At 64.3% G+C, this 24,812-nt stretch carries 25 protein-coding genes; 12 read left to right on the top strand and 13 right to left on the bottom strand.

Annotation, left to right across the window (positions count from 1 at the left end; translation table 11 throughout):
- Positions 1-62: 62 nt before the first annotated feature.
- The 6 genes from KJP30_RS05255 to KJP30_RS05230 all read left to right on the top strand — a co-directional run bounded on the left by KJP30_RS05255 (position 63) and on the right by KJP30_RS05230 (position 5,389).
- Positions 63-875 (top strand): SDR family oxidoreductase, encoded by an 813-nt coding sequence (locus KJP30_RS05255; RefSeq protein ID WP_218447937.1) that lies wholly within the window; start codon positions 63-65, stop codon positions 873-875.
- A 124-nt stretch (positions 876-999) separates the two neighbouring features.
- Positions 1,000-1,965, top strand: a complete 966-nt coding sequence (gene speB / locus KJP30_RS05250; protein WP_218447936.1) for an agmatinase — start codon at positions 1,000-1,002, stop codon at positions 1,963-1,965.
- A gap of 96 nt (positions 1,966-2,061) precedes the next feature.
- On the top strand, positions 2,062-2,469 hold the full coding sequence (locus KJP30_RS05245; RefSeq protein ID WP_218447935.1) for a DUF1499 domain-containing protein: 408 nt from the start codon (positions 2,062-2,064) through the stop codon (positions 2,467-2,469).
- 45 nt (positions 2,470-2,514) lie between these two features.
- Positions 2,515-3,564 (top strand): peptide chain release factor 1, encoded by a 1,050-nt coding sequence (gene prfA, locus KJP30_RS05240; protein ID WP_218447934.1) that lies wholly within the window; start codon positions 2,515-2,517, stop codon positions 3,562-3,564.
- Between the two features lie 5 nt (positions 3,565-3,569).
- Positions 3,570-4,418: a peptide chain release factor N(5)-glutamine methyltransferase gene (prmC, locus tag KJP30_RS05235; protein ID WP_218447933.1), complete on the top strand. Its 849-nt coding sequence runs from the start codon at positions 3,570-3,572 to the stop codon at positions 4,416-4,418.
- 212 nt (positions 4,419-4,630) lie between these two features.
- Positions 4,631-5,389 (top strand): DUF4167 domain-containing protein, encoded by a 759-nt coding sequence (locus KJP30_RS05230; RefSeq protein ID WP_218447932.1) that lies wholly within the window; start codon positions 4,631-4,633, stop codon positions 5,387-5,389.
- Between the two features lie 50 nt (positions 5,390-5,439).
- Here the strand turns inward: KJP30_RS05230 and rsmA are convergent, their stop codons facing one another.
- The 6 genes from rsmA to lptF form a co-directional block, all read right to left on the bottom strand.
- The gene (gene rsmA, locus KJP30_RS05225; protein ID WP_218447931.1) at positions 5,440-6,282 is read right to left on the bottom strand and encodes a 16S rRNA (adenine(1518)-N(6)/adenine(1519)-N(6))-dimethyltransferase RsmA; all 843 of its coding nucleotides are present in this window, start codon (positions 6,280-6,282) and stop codon (positions 5,440-5,442) included.
- A gap of 67 nt (positions 6,283-6,349) precedes the next feature.
- Complete coding sequence (gene pdxA, locus KJP30_RS05220; protein WP_218447930.1) at positions 6,350-7,312, bottom strand: 4-hydroxythreonine-4-phosphate dehydrogenase PdxA; 963 nt, start codon at positions 7,310-7,312, stop codon at positions 6,350-6,352.
- A complete protein-coding gene (locus tag KJP30_RS05215) occupies positions 7,309-8,532 on the bottom strand; it encodes a SurA N-terminal domain-containing protein (protein WP_218447929.1) in 1,224 nt (407 codons plus the stop codon). Before KJP30_RS05215 ends, pdxA begins: the two co-directional genes overlap by 4 nt.
- Positions 8,520-10,676 carry an LPS-assembly protein LptD gene (locus KJP30_RS05210; protein WP_218447928.1) on the bottom strand — a complete coding sequence of 719 codons (2,157 nt, stop codon included), beginning with the start codon at positions 10,674-10,676 and terminating at the stop codon, positions 8,520-8,522. The genes KJP30_RS05215 and KJP30_RS05210 overlap by 13 nt, the downstream gene beginning before the upstream one ends.
- On the bottom strand, positions 10,673-11,767 hold the full coding sequence (gene lptG / locus KJP30_RS05205; RefSeq protein ID WP_218447927.1) for an LPS export ABC transporter permease LptG: 1,095 nt from the start codon (positions 11,765-11,767) through the stop codon (positions 10,673-10,675). Before lptG ends, KJP30_RS05210 begins: the two co-directional genes overlap by 4 nt.
- Entirely contained in the window at positions 11,764-12,879 is a 1,116-nt protein-coding gene (gene lptF / locus KJP30_RS05200; RefSeq protein WP_218447926.1) for an LPS export ABC transporter permease LptF, read from the bottom strand. The genes lptG and lptF overlap by 4 nt, the downstream gene beginning before the upstream one ends.
- A 157-nt stretch (positions 12,880-13,036) precedes the next feature.
- On the opposite strand from lptF, the gene KJP30_RS05195 reads away from it, so the two are divergent.
- Together KJP30_RS05195 and KJP30_RS05190 are read left to right on the top strand one after the other, a co-directional pair.
- Positions 13,037-14,503: a leucyl aminopeptidase gene (locus tag KJP30_RS05195; RefSeq protein WP_218447925.1), complete on the top strand. Its 1,467-nt coding sequence runs from the start codon at positions 13,037-13,039 to the stop codon at positions 14,501-14,503.
- A gap of 97 nt (positions 14,504-14,600) precedes the next feature.
- A complete protein-coding gene (locus tag KJP30_RS05190; RefSeq protein ID WP_218447924.1) occupies positions 14,601-15,059 on the top strand; it encodes a DNA polymerase III subunit chi in 459 nt (152 codons plus the stop codon).
- 13 nt (positions 15,060-15,072) lie between these two features.
- Here KJP30_RS05190 and KJP30_RS05185 read toward each other — a convergent pair whose 3' ends face one another.
- The 4 genes from KJP30_RS05185 to KJP30_RS05170 all read right to left on the bottom strand — a co-directional run bounded on the left by KJP30_RS05185 (position 15,073) and on the right by KJP30_RS05170 (position 19,265).
- A complete protein-coding gene (locus KJP30_RS05185) occupies positions 15,073-15,654 on the bottom strand; it encodes a TIGR02281 family clan AA aspartic protease (protein ID WP_218447923.1) in 582 nt (193 codons plus the stop codon).
- Between the two features lie 57 nt (positions 15,655-15,711).
- Positions 15,712-16,332 carry a MarC family protein gene (locus KJP30_RS05180; RefSeq protein WP_218447922.1) on the bottom strand — a complete coding sequence of 207 codons (621 nt, stop codon included), beginning with the start codon at positions 16,330-16,332 and terminating at the stop codon, positions 15,712-15,714.
- A gap of 58 nt (positions 16,333-16,390) precedes the next feature.
- Positions 16,391-18,244: an ABC-F family ATP-binding cassette domain-containing protein gene (locus KJP30_RS05175; protein ID WP_218447921.1), complete on the bottom strand. Its 1,854-nt coding sequence runs from the start codon at positions 18,242-18,244 to the stop codon at positions 16,391-16,393.
- A 133-nt stretch (positions 18,245-18,377) separates the two neighbouring features.
- Complete coding sequence (locus KJP30_RS05170) at positions 18,378-19,265, bottom strand: GlxA family transcriptional regulator (RefSeq protein WP_218447920.1); 888 nt, start codon at positions 19,263-19,265, stop codon at positions 18,378-18,380.
- A 95-nt stretch (positions 19,266-19,360) separates the two neighbouring features.
- On the opposite strand from KJP30_RS05170, the gene KJP30_RS05165 reads away from it, so the two are divergent.
- The 3 genes from KJP30_RS05165 to KJP30_RS05155 all read left to right on the top strand — a co-directional run bounded on the left by KJP30_RS05165 (position 19,361) and on the right by KJP30_RS05155 (position 21,851).
- Positions 19,361-20,167, top strand: a complete 807-nt coding sequence (locus tag KJP30_RS05165; protein ID WP_218447919.1) for an MBL fold metallo-hydrolase — start codon at positions 19,361-19,363, stop codon at positions 20,165-20,167.
- A 134-nt stretch (positions 20,168-20,301) separates the two neighbouring features.
- Positions 20,302-20,724 (top strand): nucleoside-diphosphate kinase, encoded by a 423-nt coding sequence (gene ndk / locus KJP30_RS05160; protein WP_218447918.1) that lies wholly within the window; start codon positions 20,302-20,304, stop codon positions 20,722-20,724.
- A gap of 140 nt (positions 20,725-20,864) precedes the next feature.
- On the top strand, positions 20,865-21,851 hold the full coding sequence (locus tag KJP30_RS05155) for a COG3904 family protein (protein ID WP_218447917.1): 987 nt from the start codon (positions 20,865-20,867) through the stop codon (positions 21,849-21,851).
- Here the strand turns inward: KJP30_RS05155 and KJP30_RS05150 are convergent.
- From KJP30_RS05150 to KJP30_RS05140, 3 genes are read right to left on the bottom strand one after another with little or no spacing between them, the layout of a single operon-like run.
- Complete coding sequence (locus KJP30_RS05150) at positions 21,848-22,192, bottom strand: TfoX/Sxy family protein (RefSeq protein ID WP_218447916.1); 345 nt, start codon at positions 22,190-22,192, stop codon at positions 21,848-21,850. The two genes, KJP30_RS05155 and KJP30_RS05150, sit on opposite strands and share 4 nt — an antisense overlap.
- Positions 22,189-22,989, bottom strand: coding sequence for an isocitrate lyase/PEP mutase family protein (locus KJP30_RS05145; protein ID WP_218447915.1), 801 nt, complete (start codon positions 22,987-22,989; stop codon positions 22,189-22,191). Before KJP30_RS05145 ends, KJP30_RS05150 begins: the two co-directional genes overlap by 4 nt.
- Positions 22,982-24,172: a pyridoxal phosphate-dependent aminotransferase gene (locus KJP30_RS05140; RefSeq protein WP_218447914.1), complete on the bottom strand. Its 1,191-nt coding sequence runs from the start codon at positions 24,170-24,172 to the stop codon at positions 22,982-22,984. The genes KJP30_RS05145 and KJP30_RS05140 overlap by 8 nt, the downstream gene beginning before the upstream one ends.
- Before the next feature lie 265 nt (positions 24,173-24,437).
- Between KJP30_RS05140 and KJP30_RS05135 the strand changes: the two genes are divergently transcribed.
- Positions 24,438-24,812: a hypothetical protein gene (locus tag KJP30_RS05135; RefSeq protein ID WP_218447913.1), complete on the top strand. Its 375-nt coding sequence runs from the start codon at positions 24,438-24,440 to the stop codon at positions 24,810-24,812.

Raw genomic sequence — 24,812 nt, 5'->3', positions numbered from 1 at the left:
TGGCGGTGCGGTCTCCATAGGTATCCGGGCAGACGGAAACAGCGCAAAAAAGGAGCGCCGAGATGAGCAAGACGATCCTGATCACCGGAGCAGGCAGCGGCTTGGGCAAGGGCACCGCCCTTGGGCTGGCCAAGGCGGGGCACAAGGTCATCGCCACGGTAGAAAACTGGCCGCAGGTGTCTAGCTTGCGGGCCGCGGCGGTCGAGGCGGGGGCCGATATCGTGGTGGACAAGCTGGAATACACCAAGGAGGCCGACCATGACACCATCCTGCGCAAATACGGCGCAGAGGTGGACATTTTCGTCGCCAACGCCGCGACCGGCGAAACCGGTCCGGCGGCCGAGATCCCGATGGAACGGTATCGCCATGTCTTTGAGATCAACGTTTTTCGGACCGTGGAACTGGCGCAGAAATTCGCCGCTATCTTTGCGCGACGCGGGGCTGGCAAGATCGTCGTGGTCTCTTCGACGGCCGGGTTGATGCCCTATCCGTTCCTCGCGCCCTACACCGCGTCGAAACACGCGGTCGAGGCGATTTTCCAGTTGATGCAGTTGGAATTGGCACCGCTGGGCGTGCAGGTGGCCACCATCAACCCCGGTCCCTTCGACACCGGGTTCAACGACCGGATGTATGAAACCGTCGATCAGTGGTTCGATCCGGCGCAGAACTTTACCCCCGAACAGCCCCTGCGCGACATGCAGGGCATGTTCGCCGACCCGGATTTCCAGTTCGATCCGCAGGGCATGGTGGATGTCATGGTCGAGGTGATCCCGCAGGACAGCCACAAGTTCCGCACCGTGCATCCGCCGGCCTTTGGCGAGGATGTGCGGAAATACCACGAAACCCTGTGGGACATGGAAGTTTCGGCAGGTTGATGCCGCTGCGACCCCGGTGGCGCGCCCGACGCGCCGCCGGTTTCAGTGTTGTCCCTGTCGCGGCCACTTGTCCCGCGCCGGGTGCGGGGATACCTGTGAGGGACCTCAGCACAAGGATGCCGCGATGAGCCTTGAAGACGCGAAACGCCAGATCGACCACGCCTTTACCCGCGAGGATCTGAAGGGACAGTCCTTTGAAAACGCCTTTGCCGGGGCGACGTCCTTTCTGCGGCGCAAGTACACCAAGGATCTGACCGGGGTCGACGTGGCCGTGACGGGGCTGCCTTTTGATCAGGCGGTGACGAATCGGCCCGGCACACGGCTGGGGCCGCGCGCGATCCGCGAGGCCTCGACCTTGCAGCCTTTCGACGCGCCTTATGGCTGGGGCTATGATGTGATGTCGGAATTCGCCATCGCGGATTACGGCGACATGCCGTTCGACTATGCCATGCCCGCCGATGTGCCGGGGCGGATTGCCGAACATGTGGGCGAGATCCTGCGGGCAGGGGCGGCCTGCATCGCGTTGGGGGGCGACCATTCGGTGACGCACGGCTGTTTGCGTGCCCACGCGGAAAAACACGGTCCGCTCAGCGTGATCCAGTTCGACGCCCATACCGACACATGGACCGACGACGACATGGCACGGGTCGATCACGGAACCTTTATGTACAAGGCCGCGAAAGAGGGGCTGGTGGTGCCGGAACGTTCGGTTCAGATCGGCATTCGCACCGACAACCCCGACACCCACGGCTTTAACATCCTCGATGCGCGGCAGGTGCACCGCGAAGGCCCCGAACGCATCGCCGAACGGGTGCATGAGATCGTGGGCGGACAACCCTGCTATATCACCTTTGATATCGACGCGCTGGACCCGGCCTTTGCCCCGGGCACGGGGACGCCGGTCTGGGGCGGGCTGACCAGCCATCAGGCGGCGGTGATCCTGCGCCATCTTGCCGGGCTGGACGTAAAGGGCGGCGACGTGGTCGAAGTGTCACCGCCCTTCGACACAACCGGCGCGACCGCTGTTGCGGCTGCTCATGTTGCGGTCGAATTGCTGTGTCTTTGGGGCTGGACCCGTCGCGCCGGCTGATTTCGGCGCCTGTCGCGAAAGCTTGGCTTTCAGAATCGGGGGGCGGCATGGCATGCCCCCTTTCAAGACCCTGACGAAGAGAGACGCGCCTTGCGCATGGTATTCTTCCTGATCCTGATTATCGTCGTGGCGCTGCTGGGCTGGATCCGGCTTGCGCCCTCTGACCCTGCGGACTGGCACGTGGATCCCAAGGTGACCGCCGACCAAGACCTTGCCAACGGGGTGCGGCGGCGCATCCCGGCAAGTGAGGGCCGCTTTCAGCGGTTGCATTCCGTGATCCTTGAAACCCCGCGAACCGAACTGCTGTTCGGCAGCGTTGCCGAAGGGCAGGCGACCTATGTCACGCGTTCGCTCTGGATGGGTTTTCCCGATTACACGACGGTGCGCGTCAATGACGGGGTGCTGGAACTTTGGGCGCGGTCGCGCTTTGGCCAGTCGGATCTGGGCGTCAACCGCGAACGGGTGGAAAGCTGGCTGGCGCGGCTGGGCCCGCGCGGCGAATGACGCGGGGCGCTTGACGCCCTGCGCGCTTTCGGCAATGCATCCCGAATGATCCCGACAGACCGACTTCAACAGATCAAGGAACGGCTCGAATATGTCGAGGCGCGGATGTCCTCGGGCGAGGGCGACATTGCCGCCCTTGGCCGCGAATACGCCGAATTGCGCCCGGTGGTCAGCCAGATCGCGGAATGGGAACGGCTGGTGGCCGACATCGAGGAGGCAGAGGCCATGCTGGCCGACCCCGAGATGAAGGCGCTGGCCGAGGAAGAACTGCCCGGTCTGCGGGCCCGCCTGCCTGAGGCCGAACATGCCGTGCAACTGGCGCTGTTGCCGCGCGATGCCGCCGATGCGCGCCCCGCAATGCTGGAAATCCGGCCGGGTACGGGCGGGGATGAGGCCGCGCTCTTTGCCGGCGACCTGGCTCGGATGTACCAACGTTATGCCGAGGCCCGCGGCTGGCGCTGGGAGGTGATCGAGGAACAGCACTCTGAACTGGGGGGCGTGCGCGAACTGGTGGTTCGGATCGTGGGTGAGGGTGTTTTTGCCCGGCTGAAATTCGAAAGCGGTGTCCATCGCGTGCAGCGCGTGCCGGAAACCGAATCCGGCGGCCGTATCCACACCTCGGCGGCCACGGTGGCCGTGTTGCCCGAGGCCGAAGAGGTCGACATCCGCATCGACCCGAACGACCTGCGCATTGATACCATGCGATCCTCGGGGGCAGGCGGGCAGCACGTCAACACCACCGACTCGGCGGTGCGGATCACCCATCTGCCCACCGGCATCGTCGTGACCAGTTCCGAGAAATCGCAGCACCGCAACCGCGAGATCGCCATGCAGGTGCTGCGCGCGCGTCTATATGACCAACAGCGGCAGGCGGCGGATGCCGAACGCTCGGCGGACCGCAAGGCACAGGTGGGATCGGGCGACCGCTCGGAACGTATCCGGACCTACAACTTTCCGCAGGGCCGTATGACTGACCATCGTATCGGGCTGACGCTCTACCGGCTTGAACAGATCATGCAGGGCGATCTGGACGAGATCATCGACGCGCTGACCGCCCATAGTCAGGCCGCGCAACTGGCCGAGCTGGAGACCTGAGCGCCATGGCACGTGGATCGGATCTTTTGGCGCGGGCGACGGCGCAACTGGTCGCGGCCGATGTGCCCGATGCGGGCCGCGATGCCCGCCGCCTGCTTAGTCACGTGCTGAAGGTGCCGCCGGGGCGACTGACGCTGTTCCTGCCGGAACCTGTCAGCCCGGAGATGGAAGCCGCGTTTCAGGCGCTGGTCGACAGGCGCGCCGCGCGCGAACCGGTGAGCCATCTTGTGGGCCGTCGCGCCTTTTACGGGCGCGATTTCCTTGTGACGCCGGAAACGCTGGATCCGCGCCCGGAAACCGAAACCCTGATCGAGGTGGCGCTGACCGAACCCTTCGCCACGGTGCTGGATCTGGGCACCGGTTCGGGGTGCATCCTGCTGACGCTGCTGGCCGAGCGCGAAGGCGCGGTGGGCCTGGGCACCGATGTCTCGCCGCAGGCGCTGAACGTGGCCTATTGGAATCGCAACGCGCTGTCGCTGGAGCCGCGCGCCGACCTGCGCGAGGGAAGCTGGTACACGGCCTTGACGCCCGAGGATGGCGAATTTGATCTGATCGTATCGAATCCGCCCTATATCGCGGTCAATGAAATGCCCTTTCTCGCGCCCGAGGTGCGGGACCACGAACCACGTCTTGCGCTGACGGACGAAGCCGACGGACTTAGCGCCTACCGGCTGATTCTGGACGGTATGTCGCCCTATCTGGCGCCGGGCGGTCGCCTGATCGTGGAAATCGGTGCATCGCAGGGAATGGCGGTGTCGCGCCTCTTTGCGCAGGCGGGCCTGCGCGGCGTGCGGGTGATCCCCGATCTGGCCGGGCGTGACCGCGTCGTTCTGGGCACAAAGGCGCGCAAGTAGCGACATTTTCGCGCCGAAACACCCTGTTTTCGCCATTTTCTCTTGTCACTGACCGGGCCATATGCATATTCATGATCAGTTGCCTAGTCGAATGGCCCTTGGGCCGGTCCTGCGCAACGACAAGCCAACATGAAGGTGACACTACCGGATTGGCGCAGGACGCGCCGTACCCTGTCACCAAGCCGTCGGAATAAGGCTGGAAACCAAAAAATATGCGTTCGTCCAAATCCCGCTCGCGGAGCAAGAACAACCGTAACCGCAACTCGCTGGGCAATGTCGTCAACCGTGTGTTCGACAGCAGCGGCCCCGAGGGCAAGGTGCGCGGTACGCCGCAGCAGATCATTGACAAGTACAACCAGCTGGCCCGTGACGCGGCCCTCGGCAATGACCGTGTGGCCGCCGAAAACTTTCAGCAGCACGCCGAACACTACATGCGCCTGCTGAGCGAGGCGCAGCGCGAACAGGACCAGCGCCGCGAACAGCAGGAACGCGAAAACCGGGAACGGCAGGCCCAGCGGGATCGCGAGCGGGCGCAGCGCGATACATCCGACGCCGACAAGGCGGACAAACCGGACCGCAGCGAAAAGCAGGAAAAGACCGCGCGTCCCGATCCCGCGCCTCAACCCGAGGCGGCCGCGCCGTCCATGTCGGCGGATGTGGTGGACCTTGGCGGCTCTGACGACGACGGTCCGGGTCTTGTCGAAACGCCGGAATCGCGGGCCGAGGTGCAACCGACCCTGCCGGGCACCATTGCCGAACCTGCGGCAGAGACCCCTGCCGAAGCAGCCGCCCCCGAGGCTCCGTCCGAGGCCAAACCGGCCGACAGCGCGGACAAGCCCGCCGAGAAACCGAAAAAACCGCGCGCGCCGCGCAAACCCCGCAAAAAGCCTGAACCCAAGGTGGCAGAGGCAGCACCGGATGCGGCGGCATCGGCGGACAGCACGCCTCCCGCACCGGACGCGGCGGAATAACCGCCTTCCCAGCGCGGCTCAAGCCGCGGAATGCACCTGAGGGACGCGGCTCACGCCGCGTCCAGGCTCCGCGCCAGGGCGCAGAATTGCTCCAAAGGCACGCGCTCCGCCCGCTCGGTGGGGGCGATCCCGGCAGCGGCCAAGTGATCCTCGATTTCCGGTGACAGACCTTTCAACGCTGCGCGCAGCATTTTGCGCCGCTGGTTAAAGGCGGTTGCCACAACCCTCTCCAATACCTTGGCATCGGCCTCGAACCTCGGCGCGGGCAGGGCGGTCAGATGCACGACCGCCGAGCTGACCTTGGGCGGCGGCGTAAAAGCCCCCGGCGGCAGGGTCAGCGCTATCCGCGCATCGCAACGCCACTGGGCAAGGATCGCCAACCGCCCATAGGCCTTGGACCCGGGGTCCGCCACGATCCGCTCGGCCACTTCTTTCTGGAACATCAACGTCAGCGAACGCCAGGCCGGTGGCCATTGCGGCGGCGTCAACCACCGCACCAACAGTTCGGTCCCCACGTTATAGGGCAGGTTGGCGCAGATCGCATAAGGCGCGGCCAGATGTGCCTCCGCCGCCACCTCCAGCGCATCGCCCTCGATCACTTCCAGCCGCCCGGGATAGGCTTCGGCAATCTCGGCCAGAACCGGCAGACAGCGCGGATCCTTCTCTACCGCCAGAACCTTGCGGGCCCCCTCGGCCAGCAATCCACGGGTCAATCCTCCGGGCCCGGGGCCCACTTCCAGCACATCGGTCTGTGACAGATCTCCGGCGATCCGTGCAATCCGCGCCGTCAGGTTGAGATCCAGCAAGAAATTCTGACCCAGCGCCTTGCGCGCCGACAATTGATGCTGCGCGATCACCTCGCGAAGGGGGGGCAGATCGTCGATACGGCTCATGTCTTCTTCTGTCCAAAAATATCCCGGGGGTGAATGCGCGGCACGCGCAGAGGGGGCAGCGCCCCCGTCACGACAGGTTGGCCGCCATGCGCAAGGCGGCAAGGGTCGATGACGGGTTCGCCACCCCCTTGCCCGCGATGTCAAAGGCTGTCCCGTGATCGGGCGAACTGCGCACGAAAGGCAGGCCCAGCGTCAGGTTCACACCTTCGTCGAAGTCCAGCGTCTTGATCGGGATCAGTGCCTGATCGTGATACATGCAGATCGCAGCGTCATAGCCGGCGCGCGCCCGGTCGTGAAACATGGTATCGGCGGGCAGGGGGCCGCGCAGGTCCATGCCTTCGGCGCGCAGCTGGGCCAGCACCGGGGCGATCACCTGTGCGTCTTCGTGGCCCATACGTCCGCCTTCGCCGGCATGGGGGTTCAGGCCGGCCACTGCCAGTCGCGGCGCAGCGATGCCGAACTGGCGCACCAGCGCCTCATGCGTGATGCGGATGCGACGCTCCAGCAGGTCCGCCGTCAGGGTCGCCGGCACATCAGCGATGGCGATATGGATGGTCACCGGCACAACCCGCAGCCGGTCCGAGGCCAGCATCATCACCACCTCGTCAACCCCCGCGAGATGGGCAAGAAATTCAGTATGGCCGGGGAACGCGAAATTCGCGCCTTCGGCCAGCGCCTGCTTGTGGATCGGCAGGGTACAGACCGCGCCAGCGCGCCCTTGCTGCACCAGTTGCACCGCCTCTTCGATGGCGCGGATCACACCGGCTGCATGGCTGGCCTGCGGCTGTCCGGGGATACGGGGGCCGGGCATGTCGATCTGCCAGACCGGCAGTGCCCGGGCAGATACGGTCCCTGCCTCTGCGGGATCCTGCAAGATCACATGCGGCACGGTCCCCGGCAGGTGACGGGCATCGCCGATCCAGACAAAGGGCAAGTCCGCTTTCAGCTCCTGCCAAGCCGCTTCGGCCAATTCAGGGCCGATCCCGGCAGGTTCACCACAGCTTAGCGCGACGGGCGCGCGCGGGCTCATTTCTCGACAAGCAGCGCGTCGGCGCGCAGCTGCGCAAGATAGCCATCCGCAAGCTTGCCCAGCCGCTGATTGCGCAGACCGATGGTGATCTGGCTGCGGTCGACCTCTTCCGACAGGTCGGCGGACCGGCCGCAGAGCATCAGGAAAACCAGTGTCTGACCGCCGGACCGCGTCAGCGCCGTGGAGACTTCGCCCGGATCCAGCTTGGACAGTTCCAGTGCGATGTCCGTGGGCAGTTCCTCGACAGGCAGGGTGCCGCGCTCCAGCACTTCTTCCGGCTGGCCCTTGGCGATGCCGTAAAGGTCATCGCAGCGGTCCACCTGGCCTGCGATCTGGCGCGCGCGGGCCAGCGTTTCGGCGGAACGGCCACCGGGCATGTAATAGGCGGCATATTCCACGGCGGCGACCTTGGCGGGGGCAAATCCGGTTTCGCGGATGTCGCGCATCTGGAACAGCGCGATGGCGCCCTCCAGCGGGATCGGAGCGGTCACTTCGCCCGGCGCAAGACCCAGAAGCAGCGGTTGCAGCGGCGGCGGCAGGTCGGCAAGGTTCTGCCACGGCAGGCGTCCGCCGGCATCGCGCGTGGCGGTGGCGGAATACTGGCGCGCCTCGGCCGAGAAGGCGCCAAAGCTCTTGAGCTGCGAAATCCGCTCGGCGCGGGTGCTGACCAGCTCTTCCTGACCCGGCGGCACGGGCATGATGAGTTCCGAAAGCAGAACCTGAACGTTGCTGCCGGTGCCCTGCCGGGACAGGGCGCGGTCGATTTCATCCTCGGAGACAGAGGCCCGACCGCCAAAGCGCGCCTGAACCAGTTGCCGCCAGCTAAGACCGGCGTGCACAAAATCACGGAAGGTCTGTTCCGCAACACCTTCGGCGGCTAGCGCGGCCACGAACTGATCGCGGCTCATATTGGCGCGACCGGCAAATTCCGCCATGCCGTCAAGGATTTCCTCATCCGTCGGGCGAATGCCATTGTCGCGCGCCGCCTGAAGCCGCAGCCGGTCGTCGATCAGCTGTTCGCGCGCCAGCTTGGTCGAGTCGCCGGGGGCCTGAAGCACCTGCAACATGCGCTTGCGCTGTTGCAGTTCGTAATAGGTGATCACGCTGTCGTTCACCTGAATCGCAGGGGCAAAGAGATTTTGCGCGGAAACTGGCAGGGGCGCCAAGGCAATCCCCAAAGCTGCGATGGCAGGGGCGAGCAAACGGGTCAGAACGAACATGTGCGGCGATACTCCTTGCCACTGTTGCCAGCGCCGAACCCAGTCAGCGCGACGGTCAGGTCGAAATCGGTGGACGGTTCGATATTGCTGGAAGAGGCGTAATCGCGCGTCACCTGGAAGTCCACCTGGATACACTCGTTGCGGTATTGCAGGCCGACCCCAAGCCGGTCAACCCGGCGGTCGGCAATGTCATAGCGCGCCTCACCCGAGGTCGCCCAGTGGCGGTTCACCTGATAGCGACCATCGAAGGTCCATTCGGATTGTGTCAGGTCGCGGTCCTCGTCCGGGTCCGCAACCAGCAAAAGATATGACGCGCCAAGATCCATGCGCGTGTTCGACCAGCCGGCGCGGGCCTCGGCCTTGGAAATCTCGGCGTTGGAATCCAGCAGGCCGCGGGCCGAGATCGACAGGCCCAGCGGGTTCGAGAACCGCCCGGCGATCAGCAGGTCAGAGTTCTTGCCGGACAGGCCCGAAGACAAGGAGAAATCCGCATCCTCCGTGCCGCGCCAGACCTTGCCCAGCGTCAGCGCCGCCGACCAGCCGCCCGGGGCATGGTGCAGCCAGCGCAGCCCCGCCGCCACGGTGACGCCGTGTTCCCGGCGGTCGGCCGCCGGAAAACGCGACAGGGACAGCAGGTTGGCCTCGTCGAATTCGACGCGGGTGCTTTCGTCATTGGGGTTCTTCAGGCGTTCGCCACCGACCCAGCCGACTTGCAAGACCGGTTCCAGCAGGGTGCGCCCTCCGCGTCCGTCCTGCCGTTGCAGAGGATAGCGGAATTCCGCCGCAAGCCCGGGAATCGCGCGGCTGACCTCGGCGTCGGATGTGGCGTCCTGTTCGGTCAGGTAATGATCGACCCAGAGATGCGCGGACAGCCCGGCGCGGATTCCCCCGGCCAGCGTCCAGCGGTTGCGCCAGCTCATCTCGGCGTTGATACGGGCCACGTCGCGCCCGTCGACATCCGTGTCGTCATCCGGTCCGTCTACGTCCAGCTTGGACTGGCGCAGGTGGCCGTGGGTTTCGGCGTTGAATCGGAATTCGCCCCCGAGGCTGGGGAAATAGCGGCGCTCGATCACATAGTCGGCGATGAACCGCGGTTGGGTCGCGTTGTTTTCGAAATCCCGCAGGGTTTCGTAGTTCAGGATGCTGGCCTGCATGAAACCGTTGTAGCGAAAACGCGACAGCGAAACGTCACTGGCCAGCCGGTCGGCGGTCGTGATGTCGTAATCGTTCAGATAGGCGTCATCTGTGACCGATTTGAGGTTGAAGCTCAGCTTGAATTCCCGCGCCACAAGGAACTCACCCTCGGCAAAGAGGTAGCCGCGCGTCTGGTCCGCCTTCAGCGTGTCAGAGGTCACGCCGCCTTCGAGCGTCAGTTTTCCCGCGTTGAAGGCGCGGCGATAGCGGAATTCCAAGGTGCGCGTCTTGGGCGAGACATAGGGTGTCAGCGTCAGGTCCTGATGCTGTCCAATGGGAAAGAAATAGGGTGTCTTGATCCCAAATCCCAACAGCGTGCTGCTGTGGATCGTGGGGATCAGAAAGCCGCGCGACCGTTTCAGCGTGGGATCGGGCAGGCGCATCCGGGGCAGGTAAAAGATCGGGAAATCCAGCACCCGCAGTTGTGCATCGTCAAAGTAAAGCTGCCGTTCTTCCTGATCATGCACCACGCGCGAGGCGCGGATCTGCCACAGCGGCACCTGCCGTTTGCCGCAGACCTGACAGGAGGTGACGGCCACTTTGCTCAGTTGTGTGTACCGTCCGTTGACCCGCCGCGCCTCGACCGAGGCCAGTTGCAATTGCTGGTCCAGCACCATGCGCGCGCCCGCCAACAGGCCGTTGCGCAATCCCTGATCCATCTCGGCGTAGGTCGCGGTGATGACATTGCCCGCCTCGTCGATGATGCGGATCGGACCGTCGATCACCAGTTGGTCGGTGGACTGGTCATAGACGATGCTGCCAGCGGTCATGCGCAGACCATCGTGGAACGCTTCGACATTGCCGGTGGCGACCAGACGGCTGTCGCCTTCCAGATAGACGGAATCCGCCACCAGCATCGCCGGTTGTGCGGTCTCTTGCGCAAGGGCCGGGGGGGCCAGCAGGGCGGCGGACAGCAGCAGCCCGGCCAGATATGTCAGCGCACGCCTCATCCGTCCTCCATATGCAAGACCAACCCCAACGCAAGGAGAACCGAAGCCACCGGTGGCACCCAGGCAGCGATAAGTGGTGCCAGTTGACCGTTTTCCCCCATGATCTGGGCGAAACTTCGCACGTAATACAGTCCGAAGCCAAGCAGGACCGCCGAGAGGATGGCAATTCCTGTCCGGCCGAGGCGCGTGGGCCGCATCGTAAAGGCCGCGCCCAGCAGCGTCATCGCCACCAGGAACAGCGGGCGCGACAGTTCCATGTGCAGCCAGACAACGTACCGTCGGGCCGAAAAACCTGACTCTTCAAGCCCGTCGATAAAGGCGGGCAAGTCCCAGATCGCGACAGCAGAGGGTTTGCCAAAACGGTCACGGATGCTGTCCTGCGTCAGGCTGGAGGCCAGGCGCAATTCTTCGTGTTCACGTGCCCCGGCCTCGGGGTTCAGGCCGGCGGTCAACGGCCAGGCCTTGGCCGTGTTCAGCACCCAATAGCCGTCTTCCAGCCGCGCGGTATCCGCCACGATTCGCGTCGCGGGGCCGCCGCCGGGCGCGTAGACGACGATTGACACGTCGAAAAGCTCTGTCGCCTCGGCATTGGCGCGGGCGGCGTGGATCACCGCCGGTCCGTCCTGACCGCCCTGGCGCAGCCACAGCCCCTCGGGGCCGATGGACAGCGCCGCGGCGGACCCGTTTTCATAGATCTCGCGCAGTTCCGTATAGCGTTTCGAGGTGGCCGACACGATCGGGTTCAACAGCGCCACGATCAGCCCGCCAAGGATCAGCGCCACCGTCGCGGGGGCCATCAGGGCGACCACACCGGACCGTCCCGCGGCCCGCGTCACCACCAGTTCGGACGAGCGCGCCAGCCCGATGAACAGCGCGATGGTGGCAAGGATCATGACGAGCGGGATGATCTCGTACATACCGGCGGGCAGCTTCATCAGCACCACCTGCAAAACCTGACCGAAACTGACCGTGTCGTCGAAGCGGCGCATTTCCTCGATCAGGTCCAGCATTCCCTGAAACAGGGCAAAGATGCCAAAGACGCTGAGGAACATCCAAAGGAACCGCCGCGCGAAATACAGATGCAGGATCATGCCGCGGACTCCTGCGCCGGGGGCTGGCGCCGCCGGGGCCTGTGAACGCGCGACGCCTGCCACAACAGCACCGCGACGATGGTCAGACCCACGAGGCTGGGCAGATAGACCATCGGCCAAAGCTTGGGATCGCCGCGCACCGGGTCCGAGACAAGGCTTTCGACCATCTTGGTCAGGACAAGCAGGACGATTGCAAAGACGATCTGCCGCGTCACGCCAAAGCGCGAGAAACCGCCGACCATCAGGGCGGAATAGCCGATCAACGGAGCGATCAGGACAAGCAAGGCCAGTTGGAACCGCAGATGCCCTTCCTCCAGCGCCTCTCCGGGGCGGTCTTTCGACTCGGCGGCCGAGGCGACAGGATCCGTGATCAGTTCGGCCGTGGACATGTAATTCAGCCGCCGACGTGTGGGCGGTGCCGCGGTGACCAGCTCGGAAACATCATAGACGAGGTCGTTGAAATTGGTCGTCGACAGGCGGCGCGTCTCAAGGTCCATGGTCTGCGCCATGCCGGACAGCATCACCAGTTTCGGGCCACCGTCGTCACGCAGCAGATAGGCCTTTTCCGACGAATAGATCACGTCGCGCCCGGTCATCCGCCTGTCGGACAACACAACATCACGCAACTCGCCTTCTGGGGTAATGTCGCGGATGTAAAAGGTCACGCCCTTGACCGGGTGCAGGAACACGCCGTCGCGCAACAACCGCGCGCTGACCGATCCCGACAGCGCCTTTTCGCGCACCCGAAGCTGTTCCAGAGATTTCGGCACCAGAAGATGGGTCAGGACCGACATCATCAGCGCCACGATGATCCCGAACAACAGCACCGGACGGCCCAGCCGCCACGGCGAATAACCGGTCGCCTGAACCACCGTCATCTCGCTGTCCGATGTCAGCCGGTTGGTGACATAAACCGCCGCCGCGAACGAGGCGAGAGGCAGCACCTGCGCAATCACCGCAGGCAGCGACAGCACGGTGAATTCCATCACCACAGGGATGGAATGCCCGTCTGAAATCAGGCGGTCGAACAGCGCAACGGCCTTGTTCACCCAATAGACAGCCACAAGGACTAGGGCGAAAAAGCCGAACACCACCATAAGTTGCGACAGCACATATCTGTCGAATCTCTGCAAAGGCTTGGTCCCCCCAGACCCGTCCCGGTGCAGGCAACTTAGTAGATCGCGCGGGAATGGGAAAGGTGGCTCTGGTCAACCGGGGCGGGCAGCGTTACCTGTCATGGGCGAAACCCAGCCTAGGAGTGTAGGACATATGACCGAACTGCGTGCGATCAGCTTTGCCGAAACAGGTCTTGACGGGCTTGACGCTGCTGCCGGTCGGGTGGCCGTCGTCGTGACGCCCGAAGGCACGCTCAGCCCCGGTGCGCGGCGGCTGAACCGGCTGACCAAGGGCGCGGTGGGCCGCGCCGTCGAAAGCGAGGCCTTCGAGAAACTGGCACCGGGCGAGGCGCTGAGCCTGGCATGGCCGGTCGGCATGGCGGCGGAAGGCGTCGAAATCGTCAAGCTGGCGCGCCGCCCCTCGACCGCCGAGGCGCGCAAGGCCGGAGCCACCATGGCCCGCGCGGCGGGATCCGCTGCGCTGACCGTTCTGGTCGAAGCCACCCGCCTTCCCGAAGAGATCGCCTTGGGCCTTGCGTTGCGCGGCTATGCCTTCACGGCCCGCAAATCCGACCCCTCCAAGACACCCAAGGCCGCCGTGATCATGGTCAAGGCCCCGGACGAAGCCGAGGCCGCCTTTGCCGCCTGTCGCGCCGTGGCCGAAGGCGTGGCCTTCACCCGCGACCTCGTCTCGGAACCGGCCAACGTGCTGACCACCACCGAATTTGCCAACCGGCTCGAAGCGCTGCGCGACACCGGCCTCGAAGTCGAGGTGCTGGACGAACCCGAACTGGAAAAGCTGGGCATGGGGGCCCTGCTGGGTGTGGGCATGGGCTCTGCCATGCCATCCAAGGTGGTCACCATGCGCTGGAAGGGCGGGGAAGGGGCGCCGCTGGCGCTGATCGGCAAGGGCGTCGTCTTTGACACCGGCGGCATCAGCCTGAAACCGGCCGCTGGCATGGAAGACATGACCATGGATATGGGCGGCGCGGGAACCGTCGCCGGTGTGATGAAGGCGCTGGCCCTGCGCAAGGCCAAGGCCAATGTGGTTGGCATGGTCGGACTCGTCGAAAACATGCCCAGCGACCGCGCCCAACGGCCCGGCGACATCGTCACCTCGATGAAGGGCGACACGATCGAGGTCATCAACACCGACGCCGAAGGCCGCCTCGTTCTGGCCGACGTCATGTGGCACGCGCAGGAAAGCGAAAAACCCGCCGCCATGATCGACCTCGCCACGCTGACCGGGGCCTGCATCATCGCTCTGGGACATGAGAACGCCGGCGTCTTCGCCAACGATGACGCGCTGGCGGGCGATTTTCTCAAAGCCGCCGAAACCGAGGGCGAAGGCGCATGGCGCCTGCCGCTGGGCAAGGCCTATGACGACCAGCTCAAAAGCCAGAAGGCAGACATGAAGAACGTCGGCGGCCGCCCCGGTGGCGCAATCACCGCCGCGCAGTTCCTGCAACGTTTCGTCAAGGACGGCACGCCCTGGATCCACCTCGACATCGCCGGTGTCGCGCAGGTGACCAAGGATACCGATCTTGCCCCCAAGGGCGCGACGGGCTGGGGTGTCATGGCTCTGGATCGCCTCGTGCGGGACCGCTACGAACAGGGCTGAACACCGGCCTTTCTTCTGTCCGTAAATATCCCGGGGGGAATGGCCGCAGGCCAGGGGGGCAGCGCCCCCAACCCCCGGCGCCACAGGCGGAGCATCCATGGGAGACGTCTTTTTCTACCATCTCACCCGTCAGCCGCTCGAAACGACGCTGCCGGTCTTGCTGGAAAAATCGTTGGCGGCGGGATGGAAGGTCGCGGTGCGCGGCACCCATGCGGACCGGATGGAATGGCTGGATCAAAAGCTCTGGCTCGGTCCCGAAGAAGGTTTTCTGCCACATGGGCTGGCAGGCGGGCCGCATGATGCGGATCAGCCTGTCCTGTTGATTACCGGCGCGGAGGCGGCCAATGACCCGGCCTGCCTCATGAGCATCGACGGGGCCGATGTCACGCCGGAAGAGGTTGGCAGGCTCGACAGGGTCTGTGTTCTGTTTGACGGCCACGACCAAATGGCCCTTGCCCAGGCCCGAAACCAGTGGCGCGCGCTGACCGGCGCGGGCTGCAAGGCGCAATACTGGTCCGAGGAGTCGGGCCGCTGGGAAAAGAAAGCCGAAAGCTGATCCCGTTGCCGGGTCAGCGTTGCAGCACCAGTTTGCCGCCGGTGATCTGGATGCTGGAATAGCGGTTCAGGTACCTCATTCCCAACAGCGAATTGGCCATCTCTCCGCCGTTGACATATGCGGGCACGCGGCTGTCGACGACGCCGCCAAGGGCCACCTGATCCAGCGTCACCCGGGCCGTGCGAACCACGCCATTGGCGGTCATGGCCTCAGTCAGATAGGGCAGCCTGTCCGGGTCGATCCCGGCGCGGCGCGCATCCTGCGCCGTCAGAACCATGGAGGTTGCCCCGGTATCGACGACAAAACGCACCGGGGTCTCGTTCACCTGCAAGGTGACATAGTAATGGCCGTCCGGCGCGCGGGGCAGTTCGACCCGGCCTTCGTTGGCGACAACGATCTGCTGCGGCGATACGGTCTGCCGGATGTCCTGCCACAACCCGTAGACGGCGACGACGCCAAGAAAGATCAACGCCCAGGCCGCCATATATTGGAGCGTCTTGTTCAGGTTGTTGCGGTTCTGCACAAAGAACCACCCGGCAATCACGCTGCCAAGCAAGACAAGATAGATAAGATTGGCAATCTGGTCGCCCGACATGGTGTTTCCCCGCTGGTTCCCATTCAGAGATAGGGATTTCCCGCCCGAGGTACAGGGTCAGACCGGCGCCAGACCGAAATTGCGCAGCCCGTCCAGCACGAATTGCACCGAAAGTGCGGCCAGCAACATGCCCAGCAGGCGCGTCACCACGTTGATGCCCACGCGCCCCAGCGCGCGTTCGATCACACCGGCAGTCAGGAACATCAGCAGCACAAGGACAAGGACGGCGGCCATGACCACCAGCACCCCGGCCATATGCAGCGCGTCCTGCGCGCTGCCCGCAAGCAGAATCATCGAGGCAATCGCCCCGGGGCCCGCGATCAGCGGAATCGCCAGCGGAAAAACCGAAGGGTCCGGGAAATCTTCCTCGTCGGCCTTGTCCTCACGCCGCTTGGTGCGGCGTTCGAACAGCATGTCCAGCGCGGTGATGAACAGCAAGATCCCCCCGGCGATGCGGAAGGCGGGCATGGAAATGCCGATGAAACCCAGCACCGCCTCGCCGAAAAAGGCGAAAAGCGTCAGCAGGGCCAAGGCGATGCCGCAGGCCCGGTAGGCCACGGCCCGCCGGTGCCGTGCGTCCGCCCCCTGCGTCAGCGCGATGAACATCGGGGTCAGCCCGATGGGGTCGATCACCACGAAGATGGTGACAAAGGCGCTGATGAGAAAGGCGGTGTCCATGAGGTTCGGGCTAGTCTCTTGTCCGGTCCGTGTCCAGCCTCTTGGCCGCGTGGCCCTGTTACAGGCTTTCGGCGGCGTCCAGTTTCTCGGCCGCGGCCTCCCACAGGGATTCGGCCCGGTTCAACCCTTCCATGACCTCGGCGTATTTCCGGTTCCAGGTCTCAAGCTCGCCCACGCGGCTGTCTTCGTAAAGCTCGGGATCGGCCAACTTGGTCGCCAGCTTTTCGCGCATCTCCTCCAGCTTGCTCACCCGGTCCTCGCATTTGCGCACTTCGGCACGCAGTTCGAGGATACGGTCGCGCGAGGGGCGCTTGGGCTTTTGCGGGGCCGGGGCCGAAGGTTTCGGTGCAGGATCACGGGACAGCAGCATGCTGCGATAGGCGTCAAGGTCTTCCTCGTAGGGTTGGACCGTGCCGCCGCCCACCAGCCACAACCGGTCGGCCACCATGCTCAGCAGGTGCATGTCGTGGCTGACAAGGATCACCGCGCCGGAATAGGCGGTCAGCGCCTCGACCAGCGCCTCGCGGCTTTCGATGTCGAGGTGGTTTGTCGGTTCGTCAAGGATCAGCAGATGCGGCGCGTCCAGCGTTGCCAGCAACAGCGAGAGACGCGCCTTTTGCCCGCCGGATAGGCGCCCGACCTCGGTTTCGGCCTGAGCGGCCATCAGGCCAAAGCCCGCCAGCAGCGCCCGCAACTTTGCCGGCGGCGTGTCGGGCCGTTCGCGTTGCAGGTGCTGGATCGGGTTTTCATCCAGATGGAGTTCGTCCACCTGATGCTGAGCGAAATAGCCGATGCGCAATTTGGACGAACGGTTCATCCGGCCTTCCATCAGCGGCAACCGGTCGGAGAGCAGCTTGGACAGGGTCGATTTGCCCTGACCGTTCTTGCCCAAAAGCGCGATCCGGTCGTCCTGATCGATGCGCAGGTTCAGCCGCCGCAGCACGACGGTATCACCGTAACCGGTGGAGCCGCCTTCGATATTGATGATCGGCGGAGACAGTTCATCCGGCTGCGGAAAAGAAAAGACACGTTTGGCCGCGTCTTCGGGCGCGGTAATCATGTCCATCTTTTCGATCATCTTGAGGCGGGACTGGGCCTGTTTCGCCTTCGACGCCTTGTAGCGGAAGCGATCGACATAGGCCTGCATATGCGCGCGGCGTTCCTGCTGTTTGCGGGCAGAGGCCGCGAGCTGCGCACGTTTCTCGGCGCGCAGCTTGACGAAACCGTCATAGGGCGTGCCGTAATAGGTCAGCGCGCGGTCTTCGAGGTGCAGGATGCTGCCCACGGCACGGTTCAACAGCCCACGGTCGTGGCTGATGACGATGACCGTGTGCGGATATTTGGCAAGGTAGCTTTCCAGCCAGAGCGCGCCTTCGAGGTCGAGATAGTTGGTCGGTTCGTCCAGCAGCAGGACATCGGGTTGGGCAAAAAGCACGCCGGCCAGCGCCACGCGCATCCGCCAGCCGCCGGAGAAATCCGAACAGGGCTGTTTTTGCTGGGCGTCGTCGAACCCGAGACCGCGCAGGATGGTCGAGGCGCGGGCCTCAGCGCTCCATGCGTCGATGTCGGCAAGCCGGGTCTGAACCTCGGCGATGCGGTTGGGATCGCTGGCGGTCTCTGCCTCGGCCAAAAGCCCGGCGCGTTCGGTATCGGCCTCCAGAACGGTGTCGATCAGCGAGGTTTCGGACGAGGGGACCTCTTGGCTGACGCCGCCGATGCGGGCGCGCGAGGGCAGGGTGATCTCGCCGTTGTCCAGCGTCAGTTCGCCCCGGATCAACCGGAAGAGCGTGGTCTTGCCCGCGCCGTTGGGACCGACGAGGCCTACCTTGTGACCTTCGGGAATGGTGGCAGAGGCGCCCTCGAACAGGGGGCGGCCTTCGACCGAGTAAGAGATGTTTTCGATCCTGAGCATGGAGGCGCTGTAGCAGAGCGCAACGGCGGGGGCCAGCGGTCGCCGGATGGCTCTGTTCGGCCTGCGGCCAAAGGCGCCCACCCGCCGACCCTCTGGCCGACCCACCCGCCAACCCTCTGGCCGCGCGCGAGGATCAGCGCGCCTGTACCGCCTTGCGGAAGGCGGATGGCGGCATGCCGACGATCTTGAGAAAGACCCGGTGGAAGGCAGGCACATCGCCATAGCCGACGGTGTTGGCGATTTGGGCCACACTGGCGGAGGTGTCGGCCAGCATATTCCGTGCCTGTTCGACGCGCAGGCGCTGCACGTAATCGGTAAGGCTGTGCCCGGTGGCCTTTGTGAACCTGCGTTGAAAACTGCGGTCCGAAAGGCCGAGGGCCGTGGCAAGGTCAGTGATCCGGTGTTGGGCCGCGAGCGTGGTTTCAATGCGTTTCTGGGCGCGCAGGATCGCCTGATCGCCGTGGTCGAAATCAGGCAGGAATCGCTGGAACCGGCGTTGATCGCGCCGGCCCGGATCGACGACGAAATGGCGCGCGGTGGCCAGCATGGTGTCATGCCCGGCCAGACGTTCGATCACGATCAAGGCTAGATCGATCCAGGCCATGAGCCCACCGGCGGTGACCAGATCGGAATATTCGATGACAAGGCGATCGGTGTCGATCCTGAGATCAGGCCACGTTCTTTGCATTTCACGGCCGATTCCCCAGTGGGTTGTGACGTCACGCCCGGCGTCGATGCGCGCGGCGGCAATCCATGTCACGCCCACGCAGGCCGAGCAGATCAGGGTGCCCTGTCTTGCCCGTTCGTTGAGCCAGTCGGTGATCCACGGAGCGCCGCCGGGATCGGGCGTCTGCGCGGCGGGCGGCAATAGGATGGCGCTGCATGAGGCTGGTTTGTCTGCCGCTTCCGACAGGATCAGGGGGTGCAGCCCGGCAAATGCGAGAATGTCAGAGAGACCCAGGACAGCGGATTGCTGTGCACCTGGATAGGCGAGGATGACAGGCGGCGTGGGTCTCGGCATGGTTTGGCGTGATCGGCAAAGTGATTGTCATCTGCGACAATAGAGCCGCAAAGGACCTTCGGCCATATGCAGGTGACCCTTTATCGGAGACCGACATGACAACCGAAACACACAAGCTGAGCCTTGGTGACATTGAAATGACCGTACTGAACGACGGTGGCTTTACCCTGCCGTCCGGCTACTTCTTCAATCTGCCGGAGGAGGTTGCCGCCGCGCAGGAAGCGACACGTTCCATCGGTGCGAATCTCTGGTTCATCAAAGCGGGCGATCGGCGCATCCTGGTGGACACCGGGTCAGCCGAGGCGCTGCGGCAGATGTTCCCGCAGACAGGACAGGCGTGGGACGATCTTCGGGCCGAGGACGTGACGGACATCGTGTTGACCCATATGCACGCCGATCATATTGGCGGACTGGCGGACAGAGCGGCCTTTCCCGAGGCGCGCATCCACGTTGCGCGGGCCGAATGGGAGTTCTGGACGCAGGACGGGCTGGCCGATGCGGTGCCCGAGGATCAGCGTCCGATGATCCTGATGATCCAGCAAGTGGCCGCAGGCTTTGCGGATCGTGTCGTTTTGCATGACGGTTCGGGCGAATTGACAGCGGGCGTGAGGTTCGAACCTTTGCCCGGTCACACACCCGGCCATTGCGGGCTGCGGCTGGGCGAGGGGAAAGATGCGGTGTTGATCGTCAGCGATGCGGTCATTTCCGAGGATTTGCAGTTTGCGAACCCGGAGATCGGCTATGCGTTGGACAGCGACGCCGCGCAGGCGGCAGAGACACGGAAGGCCATGCTGACCGCCTGTGCCAATAGCGGCGTGACAATCGCGGCGACCCATTTTGCCTTTCCCGGGCTGGGCAAGGTCGCGCAGGAGGGTGAGGCCTTTCGTTTCTTGCCGGTGTAACGCGCGTGCAGGGGAGGGACAGCGCGCACGCCCCGCGCCCCAACCCCCTTTCCAAACTTTCGTGCCCATGCTAACGCCGCGCGCAATCGGGGCCGGGTGAGCCGGCCTGCATGTGTCAAACCAGGAGAAGTCCCATGGCCACCGAACGCACCCTGTCGATCATCAAGCCCGACGCAACCAAGCGTAACCTGACCGGCAAGATCAATGCCAAGTTCGAAGACGCAGGTCTGCGCATCGTCGCTCAGAAGCGCATCCAGCTGACCAAGGCGCAGGCCGGCCAGTTCTACGCCGTGCACGCCGAGCGTCCCTTCTATGACGAACTGTGCGAGTTCATGGCGTCCGAGCCGGTTGTCGTGCAGGTTCTGGAAGGCGAAGGCGCCATCCTGAAAAACCGCGAAGTCATGGGCGCAACCAACCCCGCCGACGCGGCCCCCGGCACCATCCGCGCCGAGTTCGCCGAATCGGTTGGCGAAAACTCGGTCCACGGTTCCGACGCACCGGAAACCGCCAAGGAAGAGATCGCTTTCTTCTTCTCGGGTCTCGAACTGGTCGGCTAAGCCGGTTCAGAACGATTTTTCGAAGGGGCCGTCCGTTTGGGCGGCCCTTTTGCGTTGGGGCGGCAAGCCCTGCGGCGTTGACAGGTTATCTCTTGGCGGCCGAGGATCATGGCCAATTGTTTTGACCCCGGAGATTTCAGATGCGCCTTTTCGCGGTGATCGTTGCCCTTGTCCTGATGCCGCCGCACCTGCGGGCGGCCGAGATTACCTTGGTACAGGACCGCACCTTTACCTTCGAGGAAATCGAGGCCGGGGCTTGTTCGCTGCGGCTTGGTGGCCGGATCGAGGCCGGGGATGCGGCGCGTTTGAAACAGATGCTGGAAGATCTGTTCCCGTTGGAGTTCGACGACCGCAGTCCTTCCCTGTGCCTTGACAGCCCGGGGGGCAGCTTGGACGAGGGGGTGAAGCTGGCGCAGATCCTGGCAGGGCATTTCACGGCCACGGTCGTCCCGCAGGGGGGCGAATGCCTGAGCGCCTGTGCCGTTGCCTTCATGGGCGGGACCTTTGGTGCCTACGAAGACATCTACAACATGCGGTTGATCCATCCTTCGGCGCGGTTGGGGTTTCACGCGCCAAGGCTGGAGATCGGCGAGGGCAATTATACCGCCGCCACGGTCAGCCGGGCTTTTGATATTGCCGTGGACGCCATGGCCCGGATCGCCGGGGATCTGGATCACACGCATCTGGGGACACCGATCAACCGGTTTCCACGTTCGTTGATGGCAGAGATGCTGGTTCATCGCGGCGAAGATTTTCTGGAGATCGACACGATCGAAAAGGCCGCCGGATGGGATATCTGGGTGATCACAGACAAGCGGCCAAGCCTGAACAAAGGCAACCTGATCCGCAGTTGCAAGGGCGGCGTGCGCTGGCTGGCGGATGACCCCCGCATGGAATTTGCCGTCAACGACTGGGAGCTTGAAGGCGAATGGGGTGAGGTTCGGACCGTGCCGGACGGTTGGGCCGTACAGTTCGGAGAGCTGTTCACCATCGACTGTGCCGTGCGCGAGACCGGTGGCGGGGCGGTGTTGATGCGCATCGAGATGGGCGGCGTGACCCTTGGGCAGATGCCACTGAGGCCATGGATGGCCTTTCCGGCGGACATGCCGATCCGCGAGTTGCGTTAGGGGCGCGGCTTGGGGCGTTCGATGACGCCGATCTCGTTCAGGATCTTTTCCAACCCGGCCAGCGGCGCGGCGCCGGTTTCTGCCTTGAGGGTGTCGAACTGGACCCGCAGGGCGTCTTTTTCGGCCCCTTTGCAATCGTTCCACGGACGGCCCTGCAACCCCATGTGCAGGACGTAGTAGCCGATGAAATGCGGGCGTTCGCCATTTTTCAGCAGTCGCCGATACGCTTCGTGCGCGCCAATGGCGCGCAGCGACTCGGCATCCGGTATCCCCGCTGCCTGCAAGGATTTTTCAAAGGCGGGGCCAAGGTTGCGAATGGTTGAGATAGGCGTGCCGCTCATGTCAGCATGGGGTTAACGGTGGCAAAGGGCAGGGCGTTCGACAGGTTGTCAAAGCGGCCTTCGCCGAACATTTGCTGACCGGCGTCGTGGATGGTGCGCCAAGTCGCGCGGGCCAATGCGGAGCCAAGCGAGAGGCGGGCGACGCCGAGCGCGGCAAATTCTGCGCGCGAACAGGTAGCGTAGGGTCCGGCGACCAGCGCATTGAACGGCAGCGCGGTGGCCTTTACCAAGCGGCCCAGATCCTCCATCGAGGGCGGTGCGGGCACATAGACGGCATCGGCACCGGCGGTTTCGAAGGACTGGATGCGGGCAATTGCCGTCTTGGTATCGTACTGGCCGGTCAGGATACCATCGGCGCGGGCCACCAGAACGAAATCCCCCGGCAAGGCGCGTGCAGCCGCAGCGGCCGCACGGATGCGTTCCGCGGCAAGCGCCGCCTCATAGGGGGCGTCGCCGGGCAGCGCGGTGTCTTCGATACAGATCCCGGCAAGGCCGATCTCTGCCGCGAGCCGAACGGTTTCCGCGCAGGTTTCGGGCGCTTCGCCAAAGCCGTTTTCGAAATCCCCCGAGACCGGTACATCGACGGCGGCAACCAGATCCTGCGCATGGGTCAGAGCCTCGTCCCGGGTGATGGTGCCCATGTCGGGCCGTCCAAGGGTAAAGGCGTGCGCCGCAGAGGAGGTCGCGATGGCGCGTGCCCCCATGGCCACCAGCATCTTGGCCGATCCCGCGTCCCATGCGTTTGCAAGGATGAAAGGATCGCCCGGGCGATGCATCTGGCGAAAGCTGTCAGGCATCGGCGTGGGCCTTGGCATCGGCAAAGGCGCAAAGTGTGCGCAGCGCCTCGGCAAGGCGGTTGTCCTCGACTGTGAGCGCTACGCGGATATGTCCGGCGGCAGAGCGGCCAAAGCTTTCGCCCGGCATGACGGCGATCAGGTGTTCATCCAGCAAGGCTTCGGCGAAGTCGCGGCCCGAGAGGCCCGTCGCACGGATGTCGAGCATGACGTACATGGCACCGTCCGCAGGCAGCGCGGTGACGGTGTTCTGTTCGGCGACGATTTTCATCGCCAGATCACGGCGACGGCGGAAGGGTGCGGCGATTTTTTCTTCCAGTTCAGGGCCTTGCTGAAGCGCAAAGAGCGCGCCGTCCTGAATATAGCCGGGCACGCCGTAGGTTGTTGCCGTGGCAAGGTCGATCAGTCGCGAGATGGCGGTTTCAGGTCCGACGATCCAGCCGACACGTGACCCGGTCATGGCGTGGCTTTTCGACATGGAGCCGATCTGAAGCGTGCGTTCTGCCATGCCCGGCAAGGCGCGCGGACCGAGGTGTTCACCGTTCCAGACCTGCGTGTCATAGACCTCGTCCGAGATCAGCCAGAGATCGTTGTCGATGCTGGCCTGCGCGATCTCTTCGATGGTGGCACGGGGATAGACGACCCCGGTGGGATTGTTCGGCGTGTTGATGAGCAGGCTGCGGGCCTTGTGCTGTCGCGCAGCCTCGGCGATGGCCTGAGCTTCGGGGAGAAAGGCGCGGGCGGCTTCGGTCCGGACGGGAACGGCCTTGCCTGATGCGGCGCGGATCGTGCCGGGGTAGGTGGCGTAATAGGGATCGATATAAAGCGCCGCGTCACCCGGAGTCAGAACCGCCATGTGCGCTGCAAAAAGGGCGGCCTGTCCGCCCGGGGTGATCAGCACGTTTTCCGGCGAGGTCGGCACGCCGGATTGCGCGGTTACCCGGTCGGCCACGGCCTTGCGCAGCCCCGAAACACCAGGAACCATGGCATAACCGGTATGGCCGCCGGTCGCCGCCGCATGGATCGCGTCGAGGATGGACGTGTCCGTACCGATGTCATGTTCGCCGATGGTCAGTTCGGTGACCGGCTGTCCGGCGGCGGCCATGGCGCGGGCGCGGTAGAACACCTCCCACCCGTCAGAGCCACCTTCGTTGAGGGTTGAGATGCGGGTCGAGAGCTGGGGCATGTGGTTGTCCTTTCTTGCAAAACTCTTGCCAGAGCCGCCGGGGCGCGGCAACCCGCTTCTCCGCCTGTTAAGTCGGGGTTCGGAAGTGTTAACGAAATCAATTGGTTGCGCCCGCAGGCTGGATTGACCCAGCGAACGGTCGGACGTATGGTCTGTGACATGCTGGACGAGGTACGGCAAGCGGCCCCCGGGGTGACCCCTTGGGGCCGTTTTTCGTGCCCTGCCACCTTGGAGGGGCAACCTACAGGCAAAAAAGGTGTCGAGCATGAGCAGTGCAGAGCAGAAAACAGAAGAACAGCGCATCCTCATCATCGCCAACGAGCGGTGTGAACGACTGCGCAGACAACGTGACCGGGCAACGGAAACGATTGCGGAACTCGTCGACCAGATCGGCGAGCTGCAGGACAGGGCCAAGAAAGGGGACATCGCGAAGAAGTCCGAGGCGAGTGGCGCCTTGGGCGAGTTGAGATACTGGCTGCGCGCAGCCCGGGAAACGGAGTTGGAACTTGAAGAAATCATCCGAAAGGAAGAGGGAATCTGTGACGTCTACGGCGTCGACCTCGAAGCGGCCCGACTTGCGATCGGGTGCCGTCTGGATAGCCTCCGCGCCTGCTGTGCTGAAGGACAGGTTCCTGAATGA

This window comes from Antarctobacter sediminis (genome assembly GCF_019218285.1).
Taxonomy (GTDB): Bacteria; Pseudomonadota; Alphaproteobacteria; order Rhodobacterales; family Rhodobacteraceae; genus Antarctobacter; species Antarctobacter sediminis.
Note: the sequence above shows the minus strand (reverse complement) of the source record. Positions and strands in the feature narration are given on the sequence as shown.